The sequence below is a fragment of the Akkermansia muciniphila genome (assembly GCF_002884975.1).
Classification (GTDB): Bacteria; Verrucomicrobiota; Verrucomicrobiia; order Verrucomicrobiales; family Akkermansiaceae; genus Akkermansia; species Akkermansia muciniphila_C.
On the sequence record NZ_PJKB01000003.1, the window covers coordinates 105917 to 128743 of the forward strand.

Sequence of the window (22827 nt, forward strand, 5' to 3'; positions counted from 1 at the left end):
AACGCGGTCAATGCTTGATCTGCCCCAGGCGGCGCAGAAGAATCTGGCTCATGTCTATTCCCTTGGAGAAGAGGTCCACCGGGAAGTTTTCATTGGGGGAGTGGATGCGCGCATCCGGCAGGCACATGCCCAGCATCAGGGCGTCCGCCCCCAGCACGCGTTTCATTTCCTCAATGATCGGGATGCTTCCTCCTTCCCTCACCAGCACGGGCTTGCTTCCAAAGGCCTCTTCCAGCGCCTGCTGGGCAGCCAGACCGTACTCGGAATTCGGGTCGCACACGTAGGCGTTTCCGCCGTGGCCCCGCTTGAATTCCACCGTGACGCCCTTGGGGGCATGGCTCTTCACATGTTCTTCCAGCAGGGTTTCAATTTTATCCGGATGCTGGCCCGGAACCAGGCGGCAGGAAATTTTGGCGAAGGCGTGGCTGGGGATGATGGTTTTGCTCCCCTCTCCCTGGTAACCGCCGCCAATGCCGTTCAGTTCCAGCGTGGGGCGGGCAAAAATGCATTCAGCTCCGGTAAATCCGGATTCCGTCACCACGGCATCCACCCCCGTCAACGCCGCCAGTTCCTCATTGCTCATGCCGGGCACCGTGGCCCACATGCTGCGTTCCCAGGTGGCGATGGGTTCTACGCCGTCGTAAAAACCTCTCACGGCCACGCGGCCGTCCTCGTCATGAAAGGAGGTGATGATCTCCGCAAGGGCCGTAATGGGGTTGGCCACCGCGCCGCCGAAGACGCCGGAATGAAGGTCAGCGGAAGGGCCCTTCACGATAATCTCCGCCCCGGCCAGGCCGCGCAGGCCATAGGAAAACGTGGGGGCGTCCGGAGCGGCCATGCCGGTATCGGAAACCACAATCACATCACAGGCCAGTTCATCCCTGTGGTCCTTGATGAATTGGGAAAGACTGCCGCTGCCCACTTCCTCCTCCCCTTCCAGCAGGAAGATCACGTTCACCGGAAGGTGGCCGCCGTTCTGGCGGAGCAATTCCTCCACCCCCAGGATATGGGCGAACAACTGGCCCTTGTTGTCCGTGGCGCCGCGGGCGTAAATCTTCCCGTTCCTCACCTCCGGTTCAAACGGGTCGGATTCCCACAGCTCAATGGGGTCCACGGGCTGCACGTCGTAGTGGCCGTAAATCAGCACGGTGGGCTTGCCTTCCTCCCGCGGGCTGCGCGCCATCACAATGGGGTGAAGGTGCGTCTTGTGGGCCGCGGCTTCCAGCCCCATGCCGGACAGCTTGTCCACCAGCCAGTCCGCGCAGTCGCTCACGTCCTGGGCGTGCTCCTTCTGGGCGGAAATGCTGGGGAATCTCAACAAGGTGGCCAATTGATCCAGTCTGTTCATGGCGTCATCAGACCATGCCTGCGGCTTCAAATCAACCGGTAAAGTGTGGCATTCCGTGCCGGAACGGGGCTTTTTTCAAGAAAATGAGGCCTGCGCACGGGTCCGGGAACAATATTTGATTGCTCTCAAGCGGGATTTGTTCCTTTATATAGGATTATGTTCAGCAAATCCAAAGTGAAGAAAGTGGATTTCGTCACCCTGTCCAAATTTTACGGCAAATACAAGGAAGCCCTCCAACTGGAGCTGATCAACAGCCCCGCCGGCCTCAGCCGCCACATTTGCGAACCCGCCCTCAACCGCCCCGGGCTGGCGATTGCCGGGTTCTACTCCTACTTTGCCAACAAGCGCATCCAGGTCTTCGGCTCCGCGGAACTGGCCTATCTTCAAAAACTGCCGGAAGGCATGCGCAAATCCCGCATCCAGCGCATGTTCCGGTGCGAGGTGCCGGGCATCGTCTTCTCCCGGGACCAGGACCCGCCCCAGGAAATCGTGGAGCTGGCGGACGAGGCCGGGGTCTGCGTCTTCCGCACCAGCCTGGTCACCATGAAATTCGTCAATTCCGCCACCATCATTCTGGAAAACGAATTCGCGGAAAGCCTCACCCTGCACGGGTGCATGGTGGACGTGCGCGGCGTGGGCGTACTCATCCGCGGGAAAAGCGGGGTGGGCAAGAGTGAAACGGCCCTGGGCCTGATTGAACGCGGTGCGGCCCTGGTGGCGGATGACATGGTGTACGTGCGCAACGTAGGCGGGGAGCTGGTGGCCAGCGCCCCGGAAATGAGCCGCGGCTTCATGGAGGTGCGCGGCCTGGGCATTGTGAACATCACCACCCTCTTCGGCCTCAAATCCATCCGCCACAACAAGCGTCTGGACCTCATCGTGACCCTCATTCCCGCCAAGGACCAGGAGGCCCTGGACAGGCTGGGGCTGGAACGGGAGGGCCTGGACGTTCTCGGGGAAAAAGTGCTCCACGTACAGCTCTCCGTGGCTCCCGGCAGGGACATTGCCCGCCTGGTGGAAGTGGCCGCCATGGACTACCATCTCAAGGACATGGGCATTGACATGGCCGGGGAGTTCAACCGCCGCCTCATGTCAAACTTCCAGCCGCCTGAAAACCAGGACTGACAAAAAACTCTTGGAAAAAAACTTCAATTAGTGTACTTACGGTTCTAGCAACCGTTATCACCCCTTACTTCAAATTCCATGGTTACCAAGGAACTCACTATCATCAACAAACTCGGCATTCACGCGCGTCCGGCTGCTCAATTCGTCAAACTGGCCAGTAAATTTGATGCAGACATTGTCGTGGAGAAGGATGGCGAAGAAGTTGATGGAAAGAGTATTCTGGGACTGATGATGCTGGCGGTAGGCCACGGCTCCAAGGTCACCATCACGGCGGAAGGGAAAGATGAACAGGAAGCGTTGAACGCGCTGGAAGACCTGATTTCCCGCAAGTTTGAAGAAGATTGAACAACTCCGGCTCACAGCCATATGAGACCGGGCCATTAGCCCGCAGATGATTCAGGACCCCATTTCCACGGAAGAAACCTGGCTTCAGGGCATCCCCGTTTCCCCCGGCATCGCCCTCGGCAAGATCAAAATTCAGATCAGCGGGTCCAAGGAACCCGTGGCTTATGAAATTTCTCCGGAGGAAGTAGACGCGGAACTGGTGCGTTTCCACCAGGCATTGCAGGCCACCGCGGAGCAGATCCGGGCCCTGCGCGAGCGCATGATCCAGATATCCGGGGAAAAGGACGCCTCCATTTTTGACGCCCATATTCTTCTTCTCCAGGACAAGGTCATTCTCCAGCAGGTACAGACGGAGCTGCTCAGGCGCCACCAGAATGTGGAGCACATCTTTTATGTGGTCATGCAGAACTACATGGAAGTGCTGCGCCGCGTGGACGATCCCTACCTGCGCGCCAAGACCGCGGACATGGAGGACGTCATGCAGCGGGTCATCAACAACCTCCGCAGCACGGAACCGCAGGAAGACGAGGAAGAGGAGGAAGAGGCCCAGGTGCTGGTGGCCTACGACCTGACCCCGTCGGACACGGCGGCGATGGACGCCAACCTGATTCACGGGTTTGCCACGGAAATAGGCTCCTCCGTTTCCCACACCGCCATTCTCGCCCGCTCCATGGGCATTCCCGCCGTGGTGGGACTGGACCAGGCCCTTCTGAAGGTGGAAAGCCACGCCCCCGCCATCCTGGACGGGTACAAGGGCGTTCTCATCCTGAAACCCACGCAGGAGACGGTGGAATACTACAACCGCCTCCAGGTGGAAAAGGAAAAGGCCTACAAGGCGCTGGAAGCCCTGCGGGACCTCCCCACCATCACCAGGGACGGCCGCAACATCCGCCTTTCCGTCAATGTGGAATTCCCGCATGAATACTCCGGCATCAAGGAAGTGGGAGCGGAAGGCGTGGGCCTGTTCCGGACGGAATTCTTCCTGCTGGGAAATCCCGCGGGCATGCCGGATGAAGAGGAACAGACGCGCTATTATAAAAAACTGGCGGAAGGCTGCGCCCCCCACGGCGTCATCTTCCGCACGCTGGACGCCGGCGGGGACAAGCTGCCGTGCGAACGGCTCTGCACGCCGGAACCGAATCCTTTCCTGGGCTGGCGCGGCATCCGCGTCTCCCTCAGCCGTCCGGAACTCTTCAAGCAGCAGCTCCGCGCCATCCTCCGCGCCTGCGCGGACACGCCCGGCTGCGGCATCATGTTCCCGATGATCTCCGGCTATACGGAGGTAATCACGGCCAAGCATCTTCTTCAGGAATGCCGGGAGGAACTGGAGGAAAAAAACATCCCCTATGCGCGTGACCTGAAAGTGGGCATCATGATTGAAGTGCCCAGCGCGGCCATCATGACGGACGTGCTCGCCAGGGAAGTGGACTTCTTCTCCGTGGGCACCAATGACCTGACGCAGTACACCATTGCCGTGGACAGGGTGAACAACCGCGTAGCCAACATGTTCCGTCCCACGCACCCCGCCGTGGTGCGCATCATCGGCATGACGATCACCGCCGGGGAAAAAGCCTGCGTCCCCACGGCCATTTGCGGGGAAATGGCGGGGGACATCACCCTGCTGCCCCTGCTGATAGGGCTGGGCGCCACCTCCATCTCCGTGGGCGTCCACCTGGTGCCCATCATCCGGTACGCCATCCGCAATCTGGACTACGGGAAATGCCGGGAAATGGCCCAACTGGCCCTGAACGCCCCCAACAGCAGAACCATCGTGGACCTGAGCACGGCCCTTGCCAGGCAATCCTATCCGGCCCTGTTTGAATAAGGGGAGCCTTCCCGGAGGGCCGTACTAAAAAACGGGAGGCTCATTCCGGGCAAATTGCCGCGAAAACACGAATCCTTGACAGAATCCGGCATTTGGTGCGTTATATTAACGTTAACCTTTACGCCATGCAAATTTCCAAAACAGCCATCTTTCTTGCCCTGTTCCTCTCGGGAAGCGCCTTCTTCGCTTCCGCAGCTCCTTCACCTGCGTCCCGCGCGGCAGCCCAGAAGCGCCCCAACATCATCTTTTTCCTGGTGGACGACATGGGCTGGCAGGACACCTCCCTGCCCTTCTGGCGGGAAGCGGACGGCACGCCCAAGCCCACCTTCCTCAACAAGCGCTACCGCACGCCCAACATGGAGGCCCTGGGCAAGCAGGGCATGGTCTTCACAAATGCCTACGCGCAGCCCATCTGCTCCCCCAGCCGGTGCAGCCTCATCTCCGGCATGAACTCCGCCCGCCACCGCGTCACCAACTGGACGCTCCTGCGGGACCAGACCACGGACGCCGGCCACAAGGCGCTCAAGGCCCCTGCGGACTGGAGCATCAACGGCGTCCAGCCGCTGGGCACCAAGTCTTCCGGCACCACCTTCCTCCCCCTGACGGAAGAGAAAATCCAGTACAAGATGGAGAAGCCCTTTACCCCGGTGCTGGGCCTGCCCGCACTGCTCAAAAAACAGGGATACACCACCGTTCACTGCGGAAAGGCCCACTTCGGCTCCAAAAACACCCCGGGGGCCAATCCCAAACTCTTCGGCTTTGACTACAACATTGCCGGCACGGAAATAGGCGGTCCGGCGGACTACCGGGGCTCCCAGAAATACGGCACGGGGAATTTCCACGTCCGCGGCCTGGACGAGAACAATTATTATGAAAATGACGTGTTCCTGACAGAAGCCCTGACGCAGGAAGCGCTGAAACGCCTGGACGCCATCCGGAAGGACCCCAAGGAGGCGGACAAGCCCTTCTACCTGTACATGTCCCATTACGCCATCCACGCCCCCTTTGACGCGCGCGGGTATGACAAGCGCTTTGCGGAAGATTACTCGAACCCGAACGACGGCCACAAATGGTCCGACAACGAGAAGAGGTACTCCGCCCTGATCCAGGGGATGGACAAGAGCCTGGGAGACATCCGGGAATACCTGGAAAAGAACAATCTGGATAAAAACACCGTCATCATCTTCATGGCGGACAACGGCGGCCTGGCCATCAGCGGCCGCATGGGCAACAAGGAATCCAACTACCCGCTGAGCTTCGGCAAGGGGTCCAACCGGGAAGGCGGCATCCGGGAGCCGATGATCGTTTACTGGCCCGGCGTCACCAAGCCGGAAACCGTCTGCACCACTCCCGTGATCGTTGAAGACTTCTTCCCGACCATCCTGGAAATAGCGGGAGCCAAAAAGATACAGGCTCCCCAGGTCATTGACGGCAAAAGCTTCGTCACCCTGCTGAAAGGCGGCAAAATGAACCCCAACCGCCCCCTGCTCTTCCATACGCCCAACGTGTGGGGGGAAGGGAACGGAAACAACTCCCTTTACTCCCCCAGCACGGCCATGCGCCAGGGGGACTGGAAACTGATCTACTGGCATCCCAACCAGAAGTTTGAGCTCTTCAACATCAAGGAAGACATCAGCGAGGAGCACAATCTGGCGGAACAGCATCCGGAACGCGTGAAAGCCATGGCGAAGACCATGACCGCCCTGCTCAAGGACCGCAAGGCCCAGATGCCCACGTACAAGAAGGACAACCCTACCGGAGCCCGGGAAGGCTCCCCCGTGCCGTGGCCGGACCAGGCGGCGGCCAGGCTGTAAAGGCATCTCCACCCCTCCCCGGAAAGCCGCATTATTCCCTTTTCTTTTAAGGAAACAGGGAGTATGGTGCGGCTTTCCTGTTTTTATTCCTTTTCTCTATTCTCTTTACAACGCCATGAAGAATCTTCTTTCCATAGAACAGCTTACCGGAGACGAAATCAAGGACCTGCTCGCGCTGGGCCACAAGCTCAAGGCGGAACGCGGCCATCACGAGCACCTGCCCCTGAAAGGCAAGACCTGGGCGCTCATTTTCTCCAAATCCTCCACCCGCACCCGCGTTTCCTTTGAAGTGGGCATCAGTGAACTGGGCGGCCGCCCCATGTTCCTTTCCGTCCATGACATCCAGCTGGGGCGCGGAGAACCCATCAAGGACACGGCCCGCGTACTGGGCCGCATGATCCACGGCGCAGCCATCCGGACCTACGGCCAGCAGGAAGTGGAGGAATTCGCCAGCTTCTCCGGTATTCCCACCATCAACGCCCTGACGGATGAGGAACACCCCTGCCAGATTCTGGCGGACCTGCTCACCATTGAGGAAATCTACGGTCCCGGCTCCTGGAAGGACATGAAAATCGCCTTCGTGGGGGACGGGGACAACAACATGTCCCGTTCCTGGATGTGGGCGGCCAAGCGGCTGGGCTTCACCCTCGCCATCGGCGCGCCGACCAACTACCTGCCGCTGGAAGACTTCCGCAAGCACCTGGACTGCGAGAACGTCATCTTCACCACGGACCCCGTAGAGGCCGTCAAGGGAGCTTCCGTCATCAACACGGACGTGTGGCTCTCCATGGGCCAAGAAGCGGAAGGCCTGTCCAAGGAAAAGCACTTCTACCCCTACCAGGTGAACAGGGAGCTTCTGGCGCATGCCGCGCCCAACCACTCCGCCTTCCACTGCCTGCCCGCCTACCGCGGCAAGGAAATCACGGAAGACGTGCTGGAACGCTTCGCTCCCGTCATCTTCCGGGAAGCGGAAAACCGTGTCCACGCCCAGAAAGCCGTTCTTGCCACGCTGGCGGACGCAAACCGGGCATAACCAGCCTTCCACGCCATGAACTACGAAGAACGCCTGCAAGACCTTCTGGATGAACTGGACCTGTTCCAGGACTGGACGGAACGGTATGAATACATCATCAGCCTGGGCAAGAAGCTCCCGAAGCTGGACGAATCCCAGAAGACGGACGAATCCCTCATCAAGGGCTGCCAGTCCCGCGTGTGGCTACACACGGAGCCGGACAAGGGCGTGCTGAAACTCGCCGCGGACAGCGATTCCCTCATCACCAAGGGGCTCATTGCCGTATTCGTCCGGCTGCTCTCCGGACTGCCGCCGGAAGAAATCCTGAAAGCGGACATGTCCAAGCTGGACAAGACCGGACTGAAGGACCATCTGGCACCCACCAGGGCGAACGCCCTCAACTCCATGGCCGCCCAGATCAAGCAGGCCGCCATGAACATGGTGGAACACCCCTGATTCCCGTCACGATGACCCAAGGACTGCTCCCCTCCCTCCTTCTCCTTTCCGCGGCGTGCTGCGCATGCATCTCATGCAGCAGCCCTCCCAGGGACATGACCATCCGCAGCGTCCCTTCCGGAGCCAGCCTGCGCGTAAACGGGGATTATGTGGGGCAGGCCCCCGTCACCCTCTCCCTGAACAGGCACAAGCCCATTCACGTGGCGGCGGACAAGCCCGGCTGCCTTTCCACGGAAAAAACGTTCTATCCGGAAATGACCACGAAAGGGGCCATCCTGTGGGGCGGCAATAACGAGAAGTCAAAGGACTTTAAAACGGACACCCTGACCATCCGCCTGAAAAAGGCGGAATCCGGAGCGCCGCCCCTGCGGGAACTGCCCGCTCAGTGGTAAAGGCTACCCGGCCCGCGCACCACGCGCGGACCTTGCGCCCCTTTTCAATCCGCTGGAATTTCCCCGGGCCTGACGGACTGGCCCGACGCAGTCCCTGTCACCCTTCCTCCTGCCCGGCGTGCCGGGTCATGACGGCGGAGCCCACCCTTTTCAGGACCAGGGCCGTGCGCGGCAGCAGGTACAGGGAAAGGTTTCCGGCTTCATCCGTGAAATGCGGCATGGAGCCGTCCTGCCGGCCAAAGCCGCCGAAGCGGGCGCCGTCCGTATCCAGCGCCACCCTCCATTCCCCCTTCTGGGGCGCGGGCAGCACGTAATCCATGATCGCGCGGTCCCCCGACCAGTTAAACACAAACAGCAGGCCGCCGCGGTGGAACGCCATAACCTGGTTGCCCTCATCAATATTCAGCGGGAACGGCGGGGGATTATTCAGCAGGCGGGCATCCAGGGCCATGCGGACCATCGCCTGGTCAAAGGCATTCAGGAACTTGAACCTGAGGGCGGGATTATCCACCAGGGACCACTGGCGGCGGCAGTGCTCATAGGACCAGCCGTTGCCTTCACGCGGAAAATCAATCCATTCCGGATGGCCGAACTCATTGCCCATGAAATTCAGCCACCCTTCCCCGCCGGTAGCCATCGTCACCAGGCGGATCATCTTGTGCAGCGCCATGCCCCGGTCAATGACCACACTCTGCTGGTCCACGGCCATTTTCCAGTACATCTCCGCATCCATCAGGCGGAACGCCAGCGTCTTGTCCCCCACCAGGGCCTGGTCATGGCTCTCGCAATAAGCCACGTGCGGCTCTCCATAGCGCCGGTTGGTCAGCGTATGCCACATGTCGCCCATGCTCCATTCCTCGTCCTTCTTCTCCTTGAGGAGCTTGATCCAGTAATCGGGAATGCCCATGGCCAGCCTGTGGGAAAAGCCCAGTCCCCCTTCATCCACCGGACGGCACAGCCCCGGCATGCCGGACATATCCTCCGCAATGGCGATCGCGCCCGGCCTTACCCGCTGAATCAGCGTGGAGGCCAGCTGCAAATAAGCCACGGCGTCCAGGTCCACGGACGGACCAAAGTACGCGCCCAAATCCCCGAAGGGTTCATGCCCGCGGTGGAAATACAGCATGGACGTCACGCCGTCAAAGCGGAAGCCGTCAAAGCGGAACTCCTCCAGCCACCAGCGGACGTTGGACAGCAGGAACTCAATCACCTCATCCCGGCCGTAGTCAAAGCAGCAGGAATCCCAGTCCGGATGATGCCCGCGTTCTCCCGGCAGGAAATACATGCCGCCGGAACCGTCAAAATTGTTCAGCCCCTCCGCCTCGTTCTTCACGGCGTGGGAATGCACCACGTCCAGCAGCACGGCGATGTTCAGGCCGTGCGCCTGGTCAATCAGGTATTTCAGGTCCTCCGGCGTGCCGAAGCGGGAGGAAGGTGCAAAGAAGGAGGAAACATGGTAGCCGAAGGAGCCGTAATAGGGATGCTCCTGAACAGCCATGAGCTGCACGGTATTATAGCCCAGCCGGGCGATGCGCGGCAGAACCTCGTCCGCAAACTCACGGTATGTATGCACGCGCTCCTCTTCCCCGCCCATGCCCACATGCGCCTCATAAACGAACGGCACCTCTATCCGGGAAGGATCAAAGCCGTTATTCCGCCACTCATAAGGGTGTTCCGGCATCCATACCTCCCCGGCGAAATCATAAGTGGCGGGGTCCTGTACGGCCCTGGTGATCCACGCGGGAATCCGGTCCTTGCCCGTTCCGTCCGCGCCGATCACATGAACCTTCACCTTCTGCCCGTGGGCCAGCGTATCAGGCGGCAGCGTAATTTCCCACACGCCGCGCTCATTGCGCACCAGCGGGTGGCTCTCCCGGTCCCAGCCGTTGAAATCCCCCGTCAGGAACAAGCCGCGGGCGGCAGGAGCCCATTCCCGGTACGTCCATGCGCCCGTTTCCGGATCACGGTTGAGGCCGTAATAGTGGTAGCCCTGCGCATACCCTTCCAGAGAACCCGCATGCTGGTTGATCCTTTTCATCTTCAGGTCAAACAGGCGCTGGCGGTCGCGTATCTGCCGGGAATACGGCTGCAGCCATCCGTCCGCCATTACCAAACCGGGAATCGGGGGTCTTCTCATTATCCAATGATACTCCGCCCCAATCAGCAGGGTCAAGGAGAAAGCCTGAAAGTTTCCCCAGTCATCCCAAACACGGATCTTCGCCGGCCATTATTGCTGAGTCACCTTTTCCCCTGCCCGTACGGCATGCACGCCTTTCCCCGGTTTCCGTCAGCCATCCTTGCGCCACATGCACTCCTTCTTTAGCGAAACGCCCCGGAGAGCCGCCCGGTAATACGGATAAAACTCATTTTTACGGAGGGACAGCGCCGTATTGACCTTCCGCTTGAGCCATCTCAGCCAATGGGAGGCTTCCGGACTCATGCGGAAAAAATCCTGGCGCTCCGGCATCCATGAGCCACAGCAGTGATGAAAGCAAAAACCTCTGGAGCGGATCAGGGCGGGCTGTTCAAAAAATTCCTTGGGGTACACTTCCACCAAATCATTGCGCCAAGCCTTGCCATTCAGCAGGAATCCCGGAACTTCATTGATGAAATAATCCGTGAAGACGGTATTGTTTACAGGAAAGCAATCAGGCCTTACTTCTTCATAAAGAGCCAGGAGCGCTTTTAACACGGGATGCCGGGGCGGCGCATAAAGAAAAGCGGTCCCCAAGGCGCAATCATACATATACCCCAGGACAAGACGCTTGCCATCCACCTTCAACTCATGCAGGGGACGGTACAGCTCCACATCCGTATCCAGATAAAATCCTCCCTCCTCCACCAAAGCCTGAAGGCGGGCAATGTCGGAGGCGAAACACCACTTCTTCTGCTTCAGGGCTCTTTTGCCGAAGGAAGAAGTTGAAACGTGTGAATTCCCTTCATTCCATTCAATCACTTCAAAATCGGGATTACATTCTCTCCATTTCTGCACATTGCGTGAAACGGCCTCAGGAACGGTTCCTCCAAACCAGCAATAATGAAGTTTGCGGATCACTATTTTTTAGAATTAAGGTTGTAAAAATTATAAGTATTGCCAATGCGATGTCAATGGTAAAATTTGAAAATTAATGGGTTGAGTTCTTTTAAAGTTTGAAAAAGGGGAACAATCGTGAAACCATGATTTTATAATTTTTCAAAAAATTAATAATAAATATATTATTTGAATTTCTTCATACAGTCAGGTGATAGTGGATTGGCAATTCGTAAAAACGTATCCGTACCCTTGAAAAGAATTAGGGCGGTCCCATGGTGAGGATATGCTAACCTGGACGAAAGACAGGGAGATTTAAGAACTCCCGGAAGCCAAACACGCCGCGCCGTACGGAGAACATGACATGCCGCAAGGCATGCCAGACGCAAAAAGACTGAACCGGAATTGCCGCCTCAGTTGATTTCCTCAACATCCCGGCCATCCCGGAATTGCCGGGTCACGTCAGCGATGAACAGGGAATCATCACGGGACATGAGCTGCATTTCATGGCGGCAGCCGTGAATCAGGCGCAGAAACGCGGCCAGCTCATAGCGGAGGCCCTCCCCTTCAAACCGGATAAAATACTTCCGGTTCTGACGGGGATCTTCAAAGCGCACCTCAAACATTTCCGTCTTCCACCACGGGGAGGGAACATAAATATAACCCTGCGTGCCCGTGATGCACAGGTCGCCCTCCTGCTTGGCCCCAATGGCGGCCGTCGCCGTGGCTACCGCATTGGAGTAAAGGAAATCCGCCCGTGTGAAAATATCCACGCCCGTTTCCGGCTTCCTGCAAGCGGCAAAACGGATGCGGCGGCTTTCCGTTCCCAAAAGCTTTCCTATCACAAAAACGGGATAGGCCCCCAGCTCCGTCCAGGCGCCTCCGGCCTGCGTGGGATCAAACTCCCTGCTGGAATCGTCCTCAATCAATTTGGTGAACGTGGCGTCCACCGCCTTGATGGAGCCGATGACGCCGCTTTCCGCTACGCCTATCAACTGCTGGAACGCCGGGAAAAACGCCGTTTTCAACGCTTCCAGCAGGACGCAGCCATTCCCGGCGGCAAGCAGGAACAGCTCCTCCACCTCCTCACGGGAAAGGGCCAGCGGCTTTTCACACAGCACGTGCTTTCCCTTCAGCAGGGCCCGCCTGGCCAGTTCATAATGCAGATGGTGCGGAACGGCAATGTACACGGCGTCCACCTTGTCCAGGAACTGTTCATAGTCCGTGTAATATTCCAGCAACTCATAAGACTCCGCAAAACGGCGCGCCTTTTCCCCATCACGCCCGTAAACGGCTGTTATTTCAATACCGCTGACGTATTTGGACTCCTGGAGAAAACGGCCCGCGATACGCCCGTAGCCGGCAATCCCCATATGGATAATATTATTCCGGGCGGAACGGATATCCGTGGAAGAAACGCCCTTGGTGCGCTCCAGGTAAACCACCTCGCAATGTTCGCGGAGGTAGTCGAACTTCCCCGTCCAGTCTGAACCGATCACAAAAACATCCGCCTCATACTTCTGGATGTCATGGACTTTCTGCCCTTCCAGCTCTTCCGTAATAATGAGGTCCGCCAGTCCGGTTCTCCGGACGTTCTCCACGCGCTCCGCCAAGCTTTCCATCACGTTCAGCTTGCCCCGGCTCTGGTCATAGCTGGCCGTGGTCACCCCGACGATGAGGCGGTCCCCCAGCGCCCTGGCTCTTCTGAGGAGATTGACGTGCCCGGTATGAAGCAGGTCAAACGTGCCATAGGTAATGACTGTTTTCATGACTGGGGCGTCTCCATCTGCTTGCCGTAAACGTCAATGAAACGGTTGACCGCCGTTTCAAAAGGAACGTGTTCCATCATATGCTTCACGGAAGGGTGCTTGAACTGGATCCGGTCCGGGTAGGACAGGTAGTCGCCATAAAAAAATTGCAGGTACTGGCGCGCATGATTGGGCACGGAAAACTTCAATCCCTCAAAATCCATGGTGCCCAGGGGGAAGAATGTTTCATAGGAAAGATGGGTGTTTTTTGTAAAGGTGATAGCCGGGGACAGGAAAATCCCGGGGCAGTCCTTCTCCTCTCCCGGTTCCCTTCCTTCCAGAATCTCCCGGCGGATTTTCCGCTGCACCTCCTCATCCGTCAGGTTTATCCTGTCCTTGACCAGGACGACATCCTTCTTGAAGGCGGAAAGCCGCCTGTCCAGGCTGTCATGCTGCTCCGCGTCCACAAGAGGCCCGGAATAAAAATGATAGGGATACACGTCAATGTTGAGTGGGGTACCCTCATACCCTATCTGTAAAAAGGCATGCCGCTTCCAGGTAAACCCTTCCTCCCTGGGAAACAGGGTGGGAAGCAGCTCCAGCAGGCGGTCATACTCCGGCCTCATCATGCTTGCGTCCAGATCGTCATCCCACGGAATAAATCCCCTGTGCCGCACGGCGCCCAGCAGAGTGCCGTAATCCAGCCAGTACCTCAGGCCGTTTTCCCGGCATTTCCGTGCAAAAAGGGCCAGCAGAACGGTATTGCCATCCTGAAGCAGCCTCAGCTTGCCTGTCGCCGGGGGAACCTGGGAAACAGGATGGTTGTAAATCAGAAGGTTGCGAATATCCTCCACCTTTGCATACAGATTCATATCCTTATGTTTCCTGGTCCAGTCCGCGAACCAGTTGAAGGTTTTCCGCACACGATAAGGCAGCTTGCAGAGCACCATATATTTTATATGGTATAATTTTTCCATATTCAATCCGTTCTGAAAATTTTCACATCATCCGCTCCCCACAGCGGCCTTATTCCTTTGAAGAGAAGGCAGTATAATATACCCCCTGAACTATGCAACGTTTATTCCTTCTCTCTATCCGGCGGAAGGAGAGGAGGAGGTTCCCGCATAATACCAGAATTTCAGTCCCTTTGTGACTTTCCTACACGAGCCTGAACGGGCAAGCCATACCGGAAGACAGGGGCCGGAAACGCACCATCCAATAAACACTCATTAAGACGCCAGCAATTTTACAGCTTGTCCCAGGCGGAGCGTCCGTAAGCCGTATTGGGGTAGCGGTCTGCGGCCTCTTCCCAGTATTTCCGGGCCTTGTCCGGATTGTTGAGCATGGAATCGTAAATCACCCCTATCTTGTACAGGAACAGCGCCCGGTCCTCCTTGCGCCATCTTCTGGATTCCAGGCCTTCCTGAAGGACTGTTACGGAATCAGCATACCTCCGCATGTCATTCAGCAACCCGGACTCCATGAGCCAGGACCGCACCAGCCCCGGATTCTCCTTCCGGTAGCGTTCCAGCAGCTCCAGGGCTCCCTGCGCGTCTCCGGAATTCAGCATGCGCCGGGAGGCTTCCACCAGCACTTCCTCATCCGTAGTGATGTTGGAGGAATACAGCGTCTTGGTCACCAGATCCCCCATGACAGGCAGCACGTACTTGACCACCAGCCATACTTCAAAGGCAATCACCGGAATCAGCGCGATCAGGGACTGAAGGGGGGAAAGCTCCAGGGCCTGTGCCAGAAAGGCAAAGAGCCCCAGAGGAAGCAGCGCCAGCAGCAGCCGTATAAACGTGCGCCGCGCCAGCAGCAGGATCATTTTCAACATGGCGGGATTTTTACAGGAGGGTAGAGAGGACCCGGACAAGGCCGGAAAAGAAGGAACGCCTCCGCGGCCCCGCCCGGAGGGAAGGGCCGCGGAGGCTTCCGCTTAAAAGTGATAGACGGCTTCCACGCCCACGCGGATGCGGAAATCCTCAATCGTGCTCATGCCGGTATAGCGCCTTATATCGGAGCGCGTGTTTCCGGCCCAGTCAAACTGGATGAAGGGAATGATGCGGAAGCCGCGGCTGGCGTCCACCCCGGTCACGCGGACGGGAGCCGCCAGCTTGACGTTGAACTGGTCAAATCCGTCAACGCCCGCGCCCCAGTAGCTGGAAGAATAGCTGGTGCCGGCGCTCAACTCCAGATCCACCTTTTCATGGATCAGGCCGCTCCAGCGCTTGCCCGCGTTCAGGTCAATGCGCCAGCCTATCATGCCGTAAAAGCCGTACTGCACATCCATGGAGCCGAAATAGCCGTGGCCCGGGTCATCATACGCCAGGCCGGCGGTTACGGACTGGGCCACGGAATGGGGGGCCTTCCCCATGTGTTTGCTCAAATAACCCGGCAGGCCGCCGTAATTGAATTCATAGCCGCCCCGGAAAGACAGGTTGGGAAGCAGCTCCTTGACGGCCTTCCAGTTGGCGTCAAAGGCCTCCTTGTCGCTCAGCAGGCCGTCGCAGAAGGCCATGTATTCCGCGCCTATTTCCTGCTTCCAGTCTTTAATCAGGTTAAGGTCCAGCTCACCGCCGATGTTGAAGACGCCGCTGCGGTTGAGCAGGGAGGAAGCCACCAGGTCCTTATAGGCATACCGGGAATCATACCCGATATGGGCCGCTCCGCTGAGCGTATCATTATAGGAACTTGCGGGCCGGGGATCATAACCGTATCCGTCATAGGCGCCGGCGGAAACTGCGGCCAGGGCTGAGGCCGCCATGAACAGGGCTGTTGCTTTCATAATGAGCTTAACTTAATCATTTCATCCCCGTGAACGCAAGCAGAATCCCGGAGCGGCGGGGAGAAACGCCCCTCGGGGCATTCCGAAAAATTCCCCTGAAAAAAGACAGGGTCCTCTTGAAAAAAATCCCTTTTGCCCTATCATGGGGAGGTGATGGACTGGAACGCTGATTTATACGAAAACAAGCATGATTTTGTGGCGGAATACGGCATGGACCTGCTCTCCAACGTGCCGGAAAACCCGGACCAGTCCATTCTGGACCTGGGCTGCGGAACCGGAACGCTCACGCATGCCCTGCTGGAAAAATCGCCCTTCGTCACAGGCATGGACGCCTCCCCGGAAATGATCATCAAGGCCCGGCAACTTTATCCCGGAATGGACTTCCGCGTGATGGACGCCTGCCGCATGCCGTGGAACGGCTGGTTTGACATCGTCTTTTCCAATGCCGCCTTCCACTGGATACCGGACCAGGGAGCCCTGCTGAAAGCCGTCTTCCGCGTCCTGAAGCCGCAGGGCAGGCTGATCTGCGAATTCGGGGCCCACCGCAACATTCTCCGCATCCGGGAGGCGTTCCAGGCCAGCCTCTTAGGGAAGGAGCTTCCGGCTAAAACCCGTTTTTACTTCCCCACCGTGGAGGAATACCAGTGTCTGCTGGAACAGGCGGGGCTGCATCCGGAAACAGTCATGGACTTTGACCGCCCCACCCCGCTGAAAGACGGTCCGGACGGTTTGCGCAACTGGGCGCGCCAGTTCTTCTGGGCGGATCTGAAGGACCGTCATGAAAAAAGGCGCATCCGGATTTTTGAGGAAATGGAAGCGGCCCTGCGGAATGAACTGTGGGACGGTTCCCAATGGGTGGCGGACTACCGCCGCATCAGGGTGACAGCCGTCAAATGAGGCAGCCGCCTCCCGCACGGAAGCTTCCGCCTGGGCCGGGCGCGCTTATATAATGCTTGAGCCTCCACCGGGCATTTTGTACAAAAGCCGCCAATGAGTACGTTCACTCCTTTTGAAGAAAAGATGGAGTCCGCCGGCATTCCGGCCGCGGCCATCAAAGCTTTCTCCCGCTGTTACGAAGCTCTCGTCTCCAACCACTCCGGCATGATTCCGGAAACGGACATCCTCCCCGCCGACCAGGTAGCTGACTGGCAGGAAATCACAGCCTCCACCCCCGCGGCGGACAAGGACCTGATCTCCCAGTGCGTCTGCATCAAGCTCAATGGCGGCCTTGGTACGAGCATGGGCCTCCAGAAGGCTAAAAGCCTGCTGAAGGTGAAGGGAGAGGACACGTTCCTGGACTTGATCGTCAGGCAGGTGAAGCACCTGCGCTCCATCTCCGGCACGCCCGTGCGCCTTCTGCTGATGAACTCCTTCTCCACCAGTGCGGATACGCTGGCCTACCTGGAAAAATACGCGGACGACGGTTTTGCAGATCCCTCCCAGGTGGAGCTGATGCAGAACCGCGTTCCCAAAATCCTGGCGGACGGCCTCACTCCCGCCGCATCTCCGGAACAGCCGGAGCTGGAATGGTGCCCGCCCGGCCACGGAGACCTGTATCCGGCCCTGCTGGGCTCCGGCTGGCTGGACCGCCTGCTGGCGGATGGCGTTAAATACGCCTTTGTCTCCAACTCCGACAATCTGGGCGCGCAGCTTGACATGAACTTCCTGCGCTGGTTTGCGGAAAGCGGCGCCCCCTTCGTCATGGAAGTTACGCGCCGCACGGAGGCGGACAAGAAAGGCGGCCACCTAGCCGTCAGGAAGGAGGACGGCCAGCTGATCCTGCGGGAAGTGGCCCAGTGCCCGGAGGCGGACATTCCCGAATTCCAGAACATCTCCAAGCACCGCTACTTCAATACCAATACCCTCTGGATACGCCTGGATGCCCTGAAGGAAATCCTGGACGCCAACGGCGGCGTGCTTCCTCTGCCCATGATCCGGAACAGCAAGACGCTCAATCCCCGCGACCCGGAATCAGCCCCCGTGTACCAGCTGGAGACGGCCATGGGCGCCGGCATCGAATGCTTCCCGGGCGCAAGGGCCGTCAACGTCCCGCGTTCCCGGTTCTTCCCGGTCAAGACCACGTCCGACCTGCTCCTGCTGCGTTCGGACGCCATCGCCGTGGATGAAGACGGCAAGGTTGCCCTGGCTCCAGAACGGGGAGGAAAAACTCCCATCGTGGACCTGGACTCCAAGCTGTACAAGCTGGTGGACTCCCTGGACGGCCTCGGCCTGCCCTCCCTGATCGGCCTGGACAAGCTGACCCTGCGCGGCCGCTTCCACTTCCAGAACGGCGCCATTCTCCAGGGCACCTTGCTGATGGAAAACGGCTCTGAAGAAACCAAGGAAATTCCCCCGGGCGTTTATGCCGGAGCCTGACCTCCACTCCTCCGCCTCCACTCCCGGCCCGGTTCAACCCGGCCTGGGCGTGGAGGATATACGCCACATTCCCGTGCGGGAAAGGGAACTGCGCTTCACCCGCAACCGTGCGGGCGCCATCCTGGCGGCGTCGGGATGCCTGCTGGCCGTCATTGCCGCCTTCCTCCAGCTTACGGGGCATGATACCATTACCCCGTACCTTCCCGCTCCCCTGTGGGCCATGCAGGCCGCAGCCCTTGGCCCCGCCGTTCTTTGCCTGTACCTGGGTATCCGCTGCCTGAAATACGCAGCCGTCATCGTCACGCCGCTGGGCGTGGAAATCCTCCCCTTCCTGCGGCCCCGCCGGACCATGCGGTGGTACCTCTGGCAGCAGATGGATTCCGTGGACCGGAAGGGCAGACACCTGAATCTGCATCTGGCTGACGGCCCTGCCGTCTCCATCAGCCTGCGCTCCATGACCCCCGCCAGCCGGGACCTGCTGGTCCACGCGGTCCGGCAGCGCGTAAAAGCCCTGCAATGCTCCCATTATGGTAAGGCCTGAAAAACTGGCCGCTCTCAAGGAGCGGATGGAAGCCCTGGGCATCTGTGAACAGGACCTGGAGGAAAGCTTTGTCCGCGGCAGCGGGCACGGCGGCCAGAAGGTGAATAAAACCAACAACTGCGTGTACCTCAAACACCTCCCCACGGGCATCGCCGTCAAATGCCACGTGGACCGCTCCCGGGAACTCAACCGCTTTCTGGCGCGGCGGGAACTGTGCGATGCCGTGGAACAGGCGCAAACGGGCCAGTGCGCCGCCAGGGCCCGCGTTATCCAGCGCATGCGCAGGCAGAAAGACAGAAGAAGGCGCAGGCGCTCCATTCATCCCAATTCCTCTGCGGACAGCGTCTAGGAATGCGGGAAAATCTCCCGGTACTTCTCCTTCAGCATGGAGAATACATTGTGGGGAACATAACGGCTCACCTGCCCCTCCCAGCCTTCCGGACCGATCAGCCCCTTGATCATGCTGGAGGACAGTTCCGCCGTATCCCGCGGAGGCATCAGGAACACCGTGCAAACCTTGGGAGCCATGTCCGCATTAATATGGCGCATCACGCGTTCATATTCATAGTCCTGGGTGGAACGGATGCCGCGCAGCATGAACGTGGCCCCGTGTTCGTTGGCAAAGTCTACCAGAAAACGGTTGTGGAACTCCGCAATGCGCACGTCCGGCATGTCGGAAAGCGCCACCCGGAGCATGGTCATGCGTTCCTCATGGGAAAACGTGTAGCTTTTGTCCGGATTATCGCCTATGGCCACAATCAGTTCATCAAACATCCGCGCCCCCTGCCTGATCATCCATAAGTGACCATTGGTCAGAGGGTCGAAACTACCGGCATACACGGCGATGCGCTTCATTCGTGCCATGCTATACGCCCTCCTGCAGAAAATACAATCCTTTTCCATCCGCCGCCGCCATCCTGCCGTCCTCCAGTCTCCCTTTTCGGGGCATCTGCGCCCCGTACGCCTGTAATAACGGCAGGCGAAGCGCTCCTCCCACCCGCCTAACCGGAATAAGGACGGGAACCAGAGGAGGCACTCTCTTTACGGCGGGGGTAAGTTTTTCATCCCCCCGGCTTGTCAAGAGGCCGTATTTTTTGCATCATTCTTTTCCGTTATGCAGAAACGACGCGTCGTCATCCTGGGTTCCACGGGTTCCATTGGAACCAGCGCCCTGAAAGTCGCCCGGGACATTCCGGACAGAATGGAAATCGTGGGGCTGGCTGCCGGAACCAGCGTGGAGGCGCTGGCCCGCCAGGCACGGGAATTCAATGTCCGCAACGTATGCATTTTTGACCCGTCCGGGGCGGACGAACTGGCCCGCGCCCTTCCCGGCGCCCAGGTGGAAACGGGAGAGGAAGGCCTGTGCCGCCTGGCGCAGCTCCCGGAGGCGGACATGGTGCTGATCTCCATCGTGGGCACCGCCGGGCTCAGGCCCGCACTGGCCGCCATTGAGGCAGGCAAGGACCTGGCCATCGCCAGCAAGGAAATCCTGGTCATGGCCGGACAGATCGTCATGGAAAAGGCGCGCCGGGCCGGCGTGCGCGTACTGCCGGTGGACAGCGAACATAACGCCATCTTCCAGTGCCTGAACGGCAACCACGGCGGCCCGGAGGCCGTCTCCCGCCTGATTCTGACGGCATCCGGCGGCCCCTTCCGCACATGGGGGAAGGAAGACCTGGAACATGTCACGCTGGAACAGGCCCTCAGGCACCCCACGTGGAGCATGGGCCGGAAAATCACCATTGACTCCGCCACCCTGTTCAACAAGGGGCTGGAAATGATTGAAGCCCGCTGGCTGTTTGACATTCCCATGGAGAAGGTGGACGTGATCGTCCACCCGCAGAGCATCGTGCATTCCATGGTGGAATACCGGGACGGCACCGTGCTGGCCCAGATGAGCAGCTCCGACATGTGCTTCCCCATCCAGTACGCCGTCACCTGGCCGGACCGCGTTCCCAATTCCCTCAAGCAGCTTAATTTTGCGGAAATAGGCCAGCTGGTGTTTGAGGCGCCACGCCCGGACGCCTTCCCCGCGCTGGACTTGGCCCGCAGGGCCGGAGCCAGCAGCAGCACCATGGCCGCCGTGTACAATGCCGCCAATGAAGTGGCGGTAGATGCCTTCATCCAGGGCAAGATCACCTTCCCCGGCATCTGGAAACTGGTGGAAGCCGTCATGGACGGCCACTCCCCGGCGGCCCCCCGCGGGGAGCTGGCCCCCATCCTTGAAGCGGACCAGTGGGCCAGACGCCGCGCCGCGGAACTGATTCCGTCCATTCCCCGCCCTTCCTGACCCCATGACCGCCCGGACTCCCGCCGGAACGCCTCCGCAGGCGGCGCGCATCACCATTCTGGACATCCTCCGGGCTCTGGCCCTGCTGGGCATCGTCATCGTCCATGCGCACGACCATTTCAACCTGTACCTTCCCATGCCCCTGGCGGAGGGATGGGCCAACAGCGCGGCGGACTGGGCCTATGAATACCTCTTTGTCAGCAAGTCCTTCCTTCTTTTCTCCTTCCTGTTCGGCCTCAGCTTCTTCATCCAGCTGGACAGGCAGGAACAGAAGGGCGTTGACTTCCGGAAGCGCTTTATGTGGCGTCTGGCGCTGCTGTTCCTGCTGGGGCTGGCGCACACCCTTTTTTATGACGGGGACATCCTCACCATCTTCGGCGTGCTGGGCTTTGCCCTGGTGGCCCTGTACAAACGCGGCACGCCTCTTCTCGTCATCCTCTGCCTGCTGTGCCTGATGCAGCCCATCTCCTTCATGGACACGCTGTCCCGCGCCGGAATGGCGGATATATGGCCGCATTCCTCCGGCTGGTTCCAGCCCGCGTCTCCGGCGGCAGGCCCTTCACGGGAATTCCTGTACGAACACGGGAGCTGGGGTGAAGCGGCCCTCTGGAACCTGACGCAGGGGCAGACAGGCAAATGGCAGTTCCTCCTGCTCAGCGGCCGCATCTGGCAGACGCTGGGCCTCTTCATCCTGGGCATGCTGGCGGGGAGATGGCGCGTCTTTGCGGATGCCGCCAACAAGCGCCGCTTCTTCCTGCGGATGCTGGGAATCTCCGGAGCGCTGTTTCTGGCGCTTCTGCTCGCACGGCTGTTCCTCCCCACACGGCTGGACTACCCGCTGGGAGCGGACCTGCGACACCTTCTGGTCCAATGGGAAAACCTCACCTACACCACGGCCTTTGTTTCCGCCGCCGTTCTGCTCTTCACCCATCCTGGTCTGCCCCTGCCCTCCCGGCTGCTCAGCAGCACCGGCAAATGCACACTGACGTGCTACGTGTCCCAGACGCTGGTCTTCACCTTTCTGTTCTTCGGATGGGGGCTGGGGCTGGCGCAGGACATGGGACCGTGGGCGTGCCTCTGCGCGGCCGTGGCCGTCTTCCTGCTTCAAGCCTGGGCCTGCCGCCTGTGGCTGAACTACTTCCTGTACGGACCGCTGGAATGGCTGTGGCGCACCGCCACCATGTGCCGCATGCAGCCGTTCCGCAAACGCACCCCATGAATCCGTGCCTCCCCGGCGCTGTTCCTATTAAAGAGTTGTTTCTCCGGAAGAGGGAGGAGTGAAGCGCATGGCCTCCTGCGTCCTGTCCGGGATAAAGCCGTTCCTCTCATAAAAGGGTACCCCTTCCCGGTAGGAGGTGAGCACCACGCACAAATAGCCGGCATAATGCTTCTTGCACAAATCCAGCAGGCGGCTGCCGATTCCACGCCCCTGGCACCGGGGATGCACCAGCAGGTAATGAACATACGCCGTCATGGCCCCGTCATCCATGGCGGCGGCCAGCCCCGCCAGTTTGCCGCCTTCCCAGGCGGAGAACACGCTTCCGTAACGGAGCAATGCCTTCGCCAGGCGTTCCGGATGCCGTCCGGATTCCCACTGGACGGAGAGAAACAACTCCTCCAGCTCTTCCGGAGAAAATTCCTTGGTATCACTGTAGGAAAAGGTCATGGGAAAAGTATTCAGACGTAAAAAAGGCTTTCCGCCTTGCGGGGCGGAAAGCCTGAAAGAAGAGGGAACG

At 59.2% G+C, this 22827-nt stretch carries 22 protein-coding genes; 13 read left to right on the top strand and 9 right to left on the bottom strand.

The genetic code is table 11. The features are described 5' to 3' along the window. Nucleotides 1-7 precede the first annotated feature (7 nt). On the bottom strand, nt 8-1348 hold the full coding sequence (locus CXU21_RS10345; RefSeq protein ID WP_102725982.1) for a dipeptidase: 1341 nt from the start codon (nt 1346-1348) through the stop codon (nt 8-10). Between the two features lie 156 nt (nt 1349-1504). Here CXU21_RS10345 and hprK point away from each other — a divergent pair, with 156 nt between their 5' ends. From hprK to CXU21_RS10380, 7 genes are all read left to right on the top strand, one after another. Further along, complete coding sequence (hprK, locus tag CXU21_RS10350; RefSeq protein WP_022398068.1) at nt 1505-2473, top strand: HPr(Ser) kinase/phosphatase; 969 nt, start codon at nt 1505-1507, stop codon at nt 2471-2473. Between the two features lie 78 nt (nt 2474-2551). After that, on the top strand, nt 2552-2818 hold the full coding sequence (locus tag CXU21_RS10355) for an HPr family phosphocarrier protein (RefSeq protein WP_102715619.1): 267 nt from the start codon (nt 2552-2554) through the stop codon (nt 2816-2818). A 46-nt stretch (nt 2819-2864) separates the two neighbouring features. Beyond that, on the top strand, nt 2865-4643 hold the full coding sequence (ptsP, locus tag CXU21_RS10360) for a phosphoenolpyruvate--protein phosphotransferase (RefSeq protein ID WP_102725983.1): 1779 nt from the start codon (nt 2865-2867) through the stop codon (nt 4641-4643). Between the two features lie 125 nt (nt 4644-4768). Beyond that, nucleotides 4769-6457, top strand: coding sequence for a sulfatase (locus CXU21_RS10365; RefSeq protein ID WP_102715615.1), 1689 nt, complete (start codon nt 4769-4771; stop codon nt 6455-6457). A 115-nt stretch (nt 6458-6572) separates the two neighbouring features. Next, nucleotides 6573-7490 carry an ornithine carbamoyltransferase gene (gene argF / locus CXU21_RS10370; protein ID WP_102725984.1) on the top strand — a complete coding sequence of 306 codons (918 nt, stop codon included), beginning with the start codon at nt 6573-6575 and terminating at the stop codon, nt 7488-7490. 15 nt (nt 7491-7505) lie between these two features. After that, nucleotides 7506-7925, top strand: a complete 420-nt coding sequence (locus tag CXU21_RS10375) for a SufE family protein (protein ID WP_102715611.1) — start codon at nt 7506-7508, stop codon at nt 7923-7925. Nucleotides 7926-7936: 11 nt separating this feature from the next. After that, entirely contained in the window at nt 7937-8317 is a 381-nt protein-coding gene (locus tag CXU21_RS10380) for a PEGA domain-containing protein (protein ID WP_102715609.1), read from the top strand. 97 nt (nt 8318-8414) lie between these two features. On the opposite strand, the gene CXU21_RS10385 is transcribed toward CXU21_RS10380, so the two are convergent. The 6 genes from CXU21_RS10385 to CXU21_RS10410 all read right to left on the bottom strand — a co-directional run bounded on the left by CXU21_RS10385 (nt 8415) and on the right by CXU21_RS10410 (nt 15884). Further along, nucleotides 8415-10454 carry an alpha amylase C-terminal domain-containing protein gene (locus tag CXU21_RS10385; RefSeq protein WP_102725985.1) on the bottom strand — a complete coding sequence of 680 codons (2040 nt, stop codon included), beginning with the start codon at nt 10452-10454 and terminating at the stop codon, nt 8415-8417. 150 nt (nt 10455-10604) lie between these two features. Continuing rightward, a complete protein-coding gene (locus CXU21_RS10390; RefSeq protein ID WP_180972778.1) occupies nt 10605-11372 on the bottom strand; it encodes a glycosyltransferase family 32 protein in 768 nt (255 codons plus the stop codon). 389 nt (nt 11373-11761) lie between these two features. Next, a complete protein-coding gene (locus CXU21_RS10395) occupies nt 11762-13117 on the bottom strand; it encodes a Gfo/Idh/MocA family oxidoreductase (RefSeq protein WP_102725987.1) in 1356 nt (451 codons plus the stop codon). After that, complete coding sequence (locus CXU21_RS10400) at nt 13114-13968, bottom strand: LicD family protein (protein WP_180972779.1); 855 nt, start codon at nt 13966-13968, stop codon at nt 13114-13116. Before CXU21_RS10400 ends, CXU21_RS10395 begins: the two co-directional genes overlap by 4 nt. Before the next feature lie 374 nt (nt 13969-14342). Next, nucleotides 14343-14933 (bottom strand): tetratricopeptide repeat protein, encoded by a 591-nt coding sequence (locus CXU21_RS10405; protein WP_102725989.1) that lies wholly within the window; start codon nt 14931-14933, stop codon nt 14343-14345. Nucleotides 14934-15035: 102 nt separating this feature from the next. Next, nucleotides 15036-15884: a hypothetical protein gene (locus CXU21_RS10410; RefSeq protein ID WP_102715597.1), complete on the bottom strand. Its 849-nt coding sequence runs from the start codon at nt 15882-15884 to the stop codon at nt 15036-15038. Nucleotides 15885-16037: 153 nt separating this feature from the next. On the opposite strand from CXU21_RS10410, the gene CXU21_RS10415 reads away from it, so the two are divergent. The 4 genes from CXU21_RS10415 (at nt 16038) to CXU21_RS10430 (ending at nt 19150) form a co-directional block, all read left to right on the top strand. Beyond that, entirely contained in the window at nt 16038-16781 is a 744-nt protein-coding gene (locus CXU21_RS10415) for a class I SAM-dependent methyltransferase (RefSeq protein WP_102715595.1), read from the top strand. Between the two features lie 93 nt (nt 16782-16874). Then, the gene (locus tag CXU21_RS10420) at nt 16875-18260 is read left to right on the top strand and encodes a UTP--glucose-1-phosphate uridylyltransferase (RefSeq protein ID WP_102725990.1); all 1386 of its coding nucleotides are present in this window, start codon (nt 16875-16877) and stop codon (nt 18258-18260) included. After that, entirely contained in the window at nt 18247-18801 is a 555-nt protein-coding gene (locus CXU21_RS10425; RefSeq protein WP_102725991.1) for a hypothetical protein, read from the top strand. Before CXU21_RS10420 ends, CXU21_RS10425 begins: the two co-directional genes overlap by 14 nt. Beyond that, the gene (locus tag CXU21_RS10430; RefSeq protein WP_102715589.1) at nt 18788-19150 is read left to right on the top strand and encodes a peptide chain release factor family protein; all 363 of its coding nucleotides are present in this window, start codon (nt 18788-18790) and stop codon (nt 19148-19150) included. Before CXU21_RS10425 ends, CXU21_RS10430 begins: the two co-directional genes overlap by 14 nt. Here CXU21_RS10430 and coaD read toward each other — a convergent pair. After that, nucleotides 19147-19656: a pantetheine-phosphate adenylyltransferase gene (gene coaD / locus CXU21_RS10435; protein WP_102716031.1), complete on the bottom strand. Its 510-nt coding sequence runs from the start codon at nt 19654-19656 to the stop codon at nt 19147-19149. The two genes, CXU21_RS10430 and coaD, sit on opposite strands and share 4 nt — an antisense overlap. 259 nt (nt 19657-19915) lie before the next feature. Between coaD and CXU21_RS10445 the strand changes: the two genes are divergently transcribed. Both CXU21_RS10445 and CXU21_RS10450 read left to right on the top strand, forming a co-directional pair. After that, a complete protein-coding gene (locus tag CXU21_RS10445) occupies nt 19916-21091 on the top strand; it encodes a 1-deoxy-D-xylulose-5-phosphate reductoisomerase (protein ID WP_102725993.1) in 1176 nt (391 codons plus the stop codon). Nucleotides 21092-21095: 4 nt separating this feature from the next. After that, the gene (locus CXU21_RS10450; RefSeq protein ID WP_102725994.1) at nt 21096-22310 is read left to right on the top strand and encodes a DUF418 domain-containing protein; all 1215 of its coding nucleotides are present in this window, start codon (nt 21096-21098) and stop codon (nt 22308-22310) included. Between the two features lie 27 nt (nt 22311-22337). Here the strand turns inward: CXU21_RS10450 and CXU21_RS12595 are convergent, their stop codons facing one another. Beyond that, nucleotides 22338-22757 (bottom strand): GNAT family N-acetyltransferase, encoded by a 420-nt coding sequence (locus CXU21_RS12595; protein ID WP_102715581.1) that lies wholly within the window; start codon nt 22755-22757, stop codon nt 22338-22340. Between the last annotated feature and the right edge of the window lie 70 nt (nt 22758-22827).

What these genes read in the sequence shown, in the direction of transcription:
- CXU21_RS10380 (WP_102715609.1), top strand. Translation starts at nt 7,937, where the DNA reads ATGACCCAAGGACTGCTCCCCTCCCTCCTTCTCCTTTCCGCGGCGTGC.
- ptsP (WP_102725983.1), top strand. Translation starts at nt 2,865, where the DNA reads ATGATTCAGGACCCCATTTCCACGGAAGAAACCTGGCTTCAGGGCATC.
- CXU21_RS12595 (WP_102715581.1), bottom strand. Translation starts at nt 22,757, where the DNA reads ATGACCTTTTCCTACAGTGATACCAAGGAATTTTCTCCGGAAGAGCTG.
- argF (WP_102725984.1), top strand. Translation starts at nt 6,573, where the DNA reads ATGAAGAATCTTCTTTCCATAGAACAGCTTACCGGAGACGAAATCAAG.
- CXU21_RS10445 (WP_102725993.1), top strand. Translation starts at nt 19,916, where the DNA reads ATGCAGAAACGACGCGTCGTCATCCTGGGTTCCACGGGTTCCATTGGA.
- CXU21_RS10425 (WP_102725991.1), top strand. Translation starts at nt 18,247, where the DNA reads ATGCCGGAGCCTGACCTCCACTCCTCCGCCTCCACTCCCGGCCCGGTT.
- CXU21_RS10420 (WP_102725990.1), top strand. Translation starts at nt 16,875, where the DNA reads ATGAGTACGTTCACTCCTTTTGAAGAAAAGATGGAGTCCGCCGGCATT.
- CXU21_RS10430 (WP_102715589.1), top strand. Translation starts at nt 18,788, where the DNA reads ATGGTAAGGCCTGAAAAACTGGCCGCTCTCAAGGAGCGGATGGAAGCC.
- CXU21_RS10415 (WP_102715595.1), top strand. Translation starts at nt 16,038, where the DNA reads ATGGACTGGAACGCTGATTTATACGAAAACAAGCATGATTTTGTGGCG.
- CXU21_RS10410 (WP_102715597.1), bottom strand. Translation starts at nt 15,884, where the DNA reads ATGAAAGCAACAGCCCTGTTCATGGCGGCCTCAGCCCTGGCCGCAGTT.
- CXU21_RS10375 (WP_102715611.1), top strand. Translation starts at nt 7,506, where the DNA reads ATGAACTACGAAGAACGCCTGCAAGACCTTCTGGATGAACTGGACCTG.
- hprK (WP_022398068.1), top strand. Translation starts at nt 1,505, where the DNA reads ATGTTCAGCAAATCCAAAGTGAAGAAAGTGGATTTCGTCACCCTGTCC.
- CXU21_RS10395 (WP_102725987.1), bottom strand. Translation starts at nt 13,117, where the DNA reads ATGAAAACAGTCATTACCTATGGCACGTTTGACCTGCTTCATACCGGG.
- CXU21_RS10385 (WP_102725985.1), bottom strand. Translation starts at nt 10,454, where the DNA reads ATGAGAAGACCCCCGATTCCCGGTTTGGTAATGGCGGACGGATGGCTG.
- coaD (WP_102716031.1), bottom strand. Translation starts at nt 19,656, where the DNA reads ATGAAGCGCATCGCCGTGTATGCCGGTAGTTTCGACCCTCTGACCAAT.
- CXU21_RS10365 (WP_102715615.1), top strand. Translation starts at nt 4,769, where the DNA reads ATGCAAATTTCCAAAACAGCCATCTTTCTTGCCCTGTTCCTCTCGGGA.
- CXU21_RS10450 (WP_102725994.1), top strand. Translation starts at nt 21,096, where the DNA reads ATGACCGCCCGGACTCCCGCCGGAACGCCTCCGCAGGCGGCGCGCATC.
- CXU21_RS10405 (WP_102725989.1), bottom strand. Translation starts at nt 14,933, where the DNA reads ATGTTGAAAATGATCCTGCTGCTGGCGCGGCGCACGTTTATACGGCTG.
- CXU21_RS10355 (WP_102715619.1), top strand. Translation starts at nt 2,552, where the DNA reads ATGGTTACCAAGGAACTCACTATCATCAACAAACTCGGCATTCACGCG.
- CXU21_RS10345 (WP_102725982.1), bottom strand. Translation starts at nt 1,348, where the DNA reads ATGAACAGACTGGATCAATTGGCCACCTTGTTGAGATTCCCCAGCATT.
- CXU21_RS10400 (WP_180972779.1), bottom strand. Translation starts at nt 13,968, where the DNA reads ATGAATCTGTATGCAAAGGTGGAGGATATTCGCAACCTTCTGATTTAC.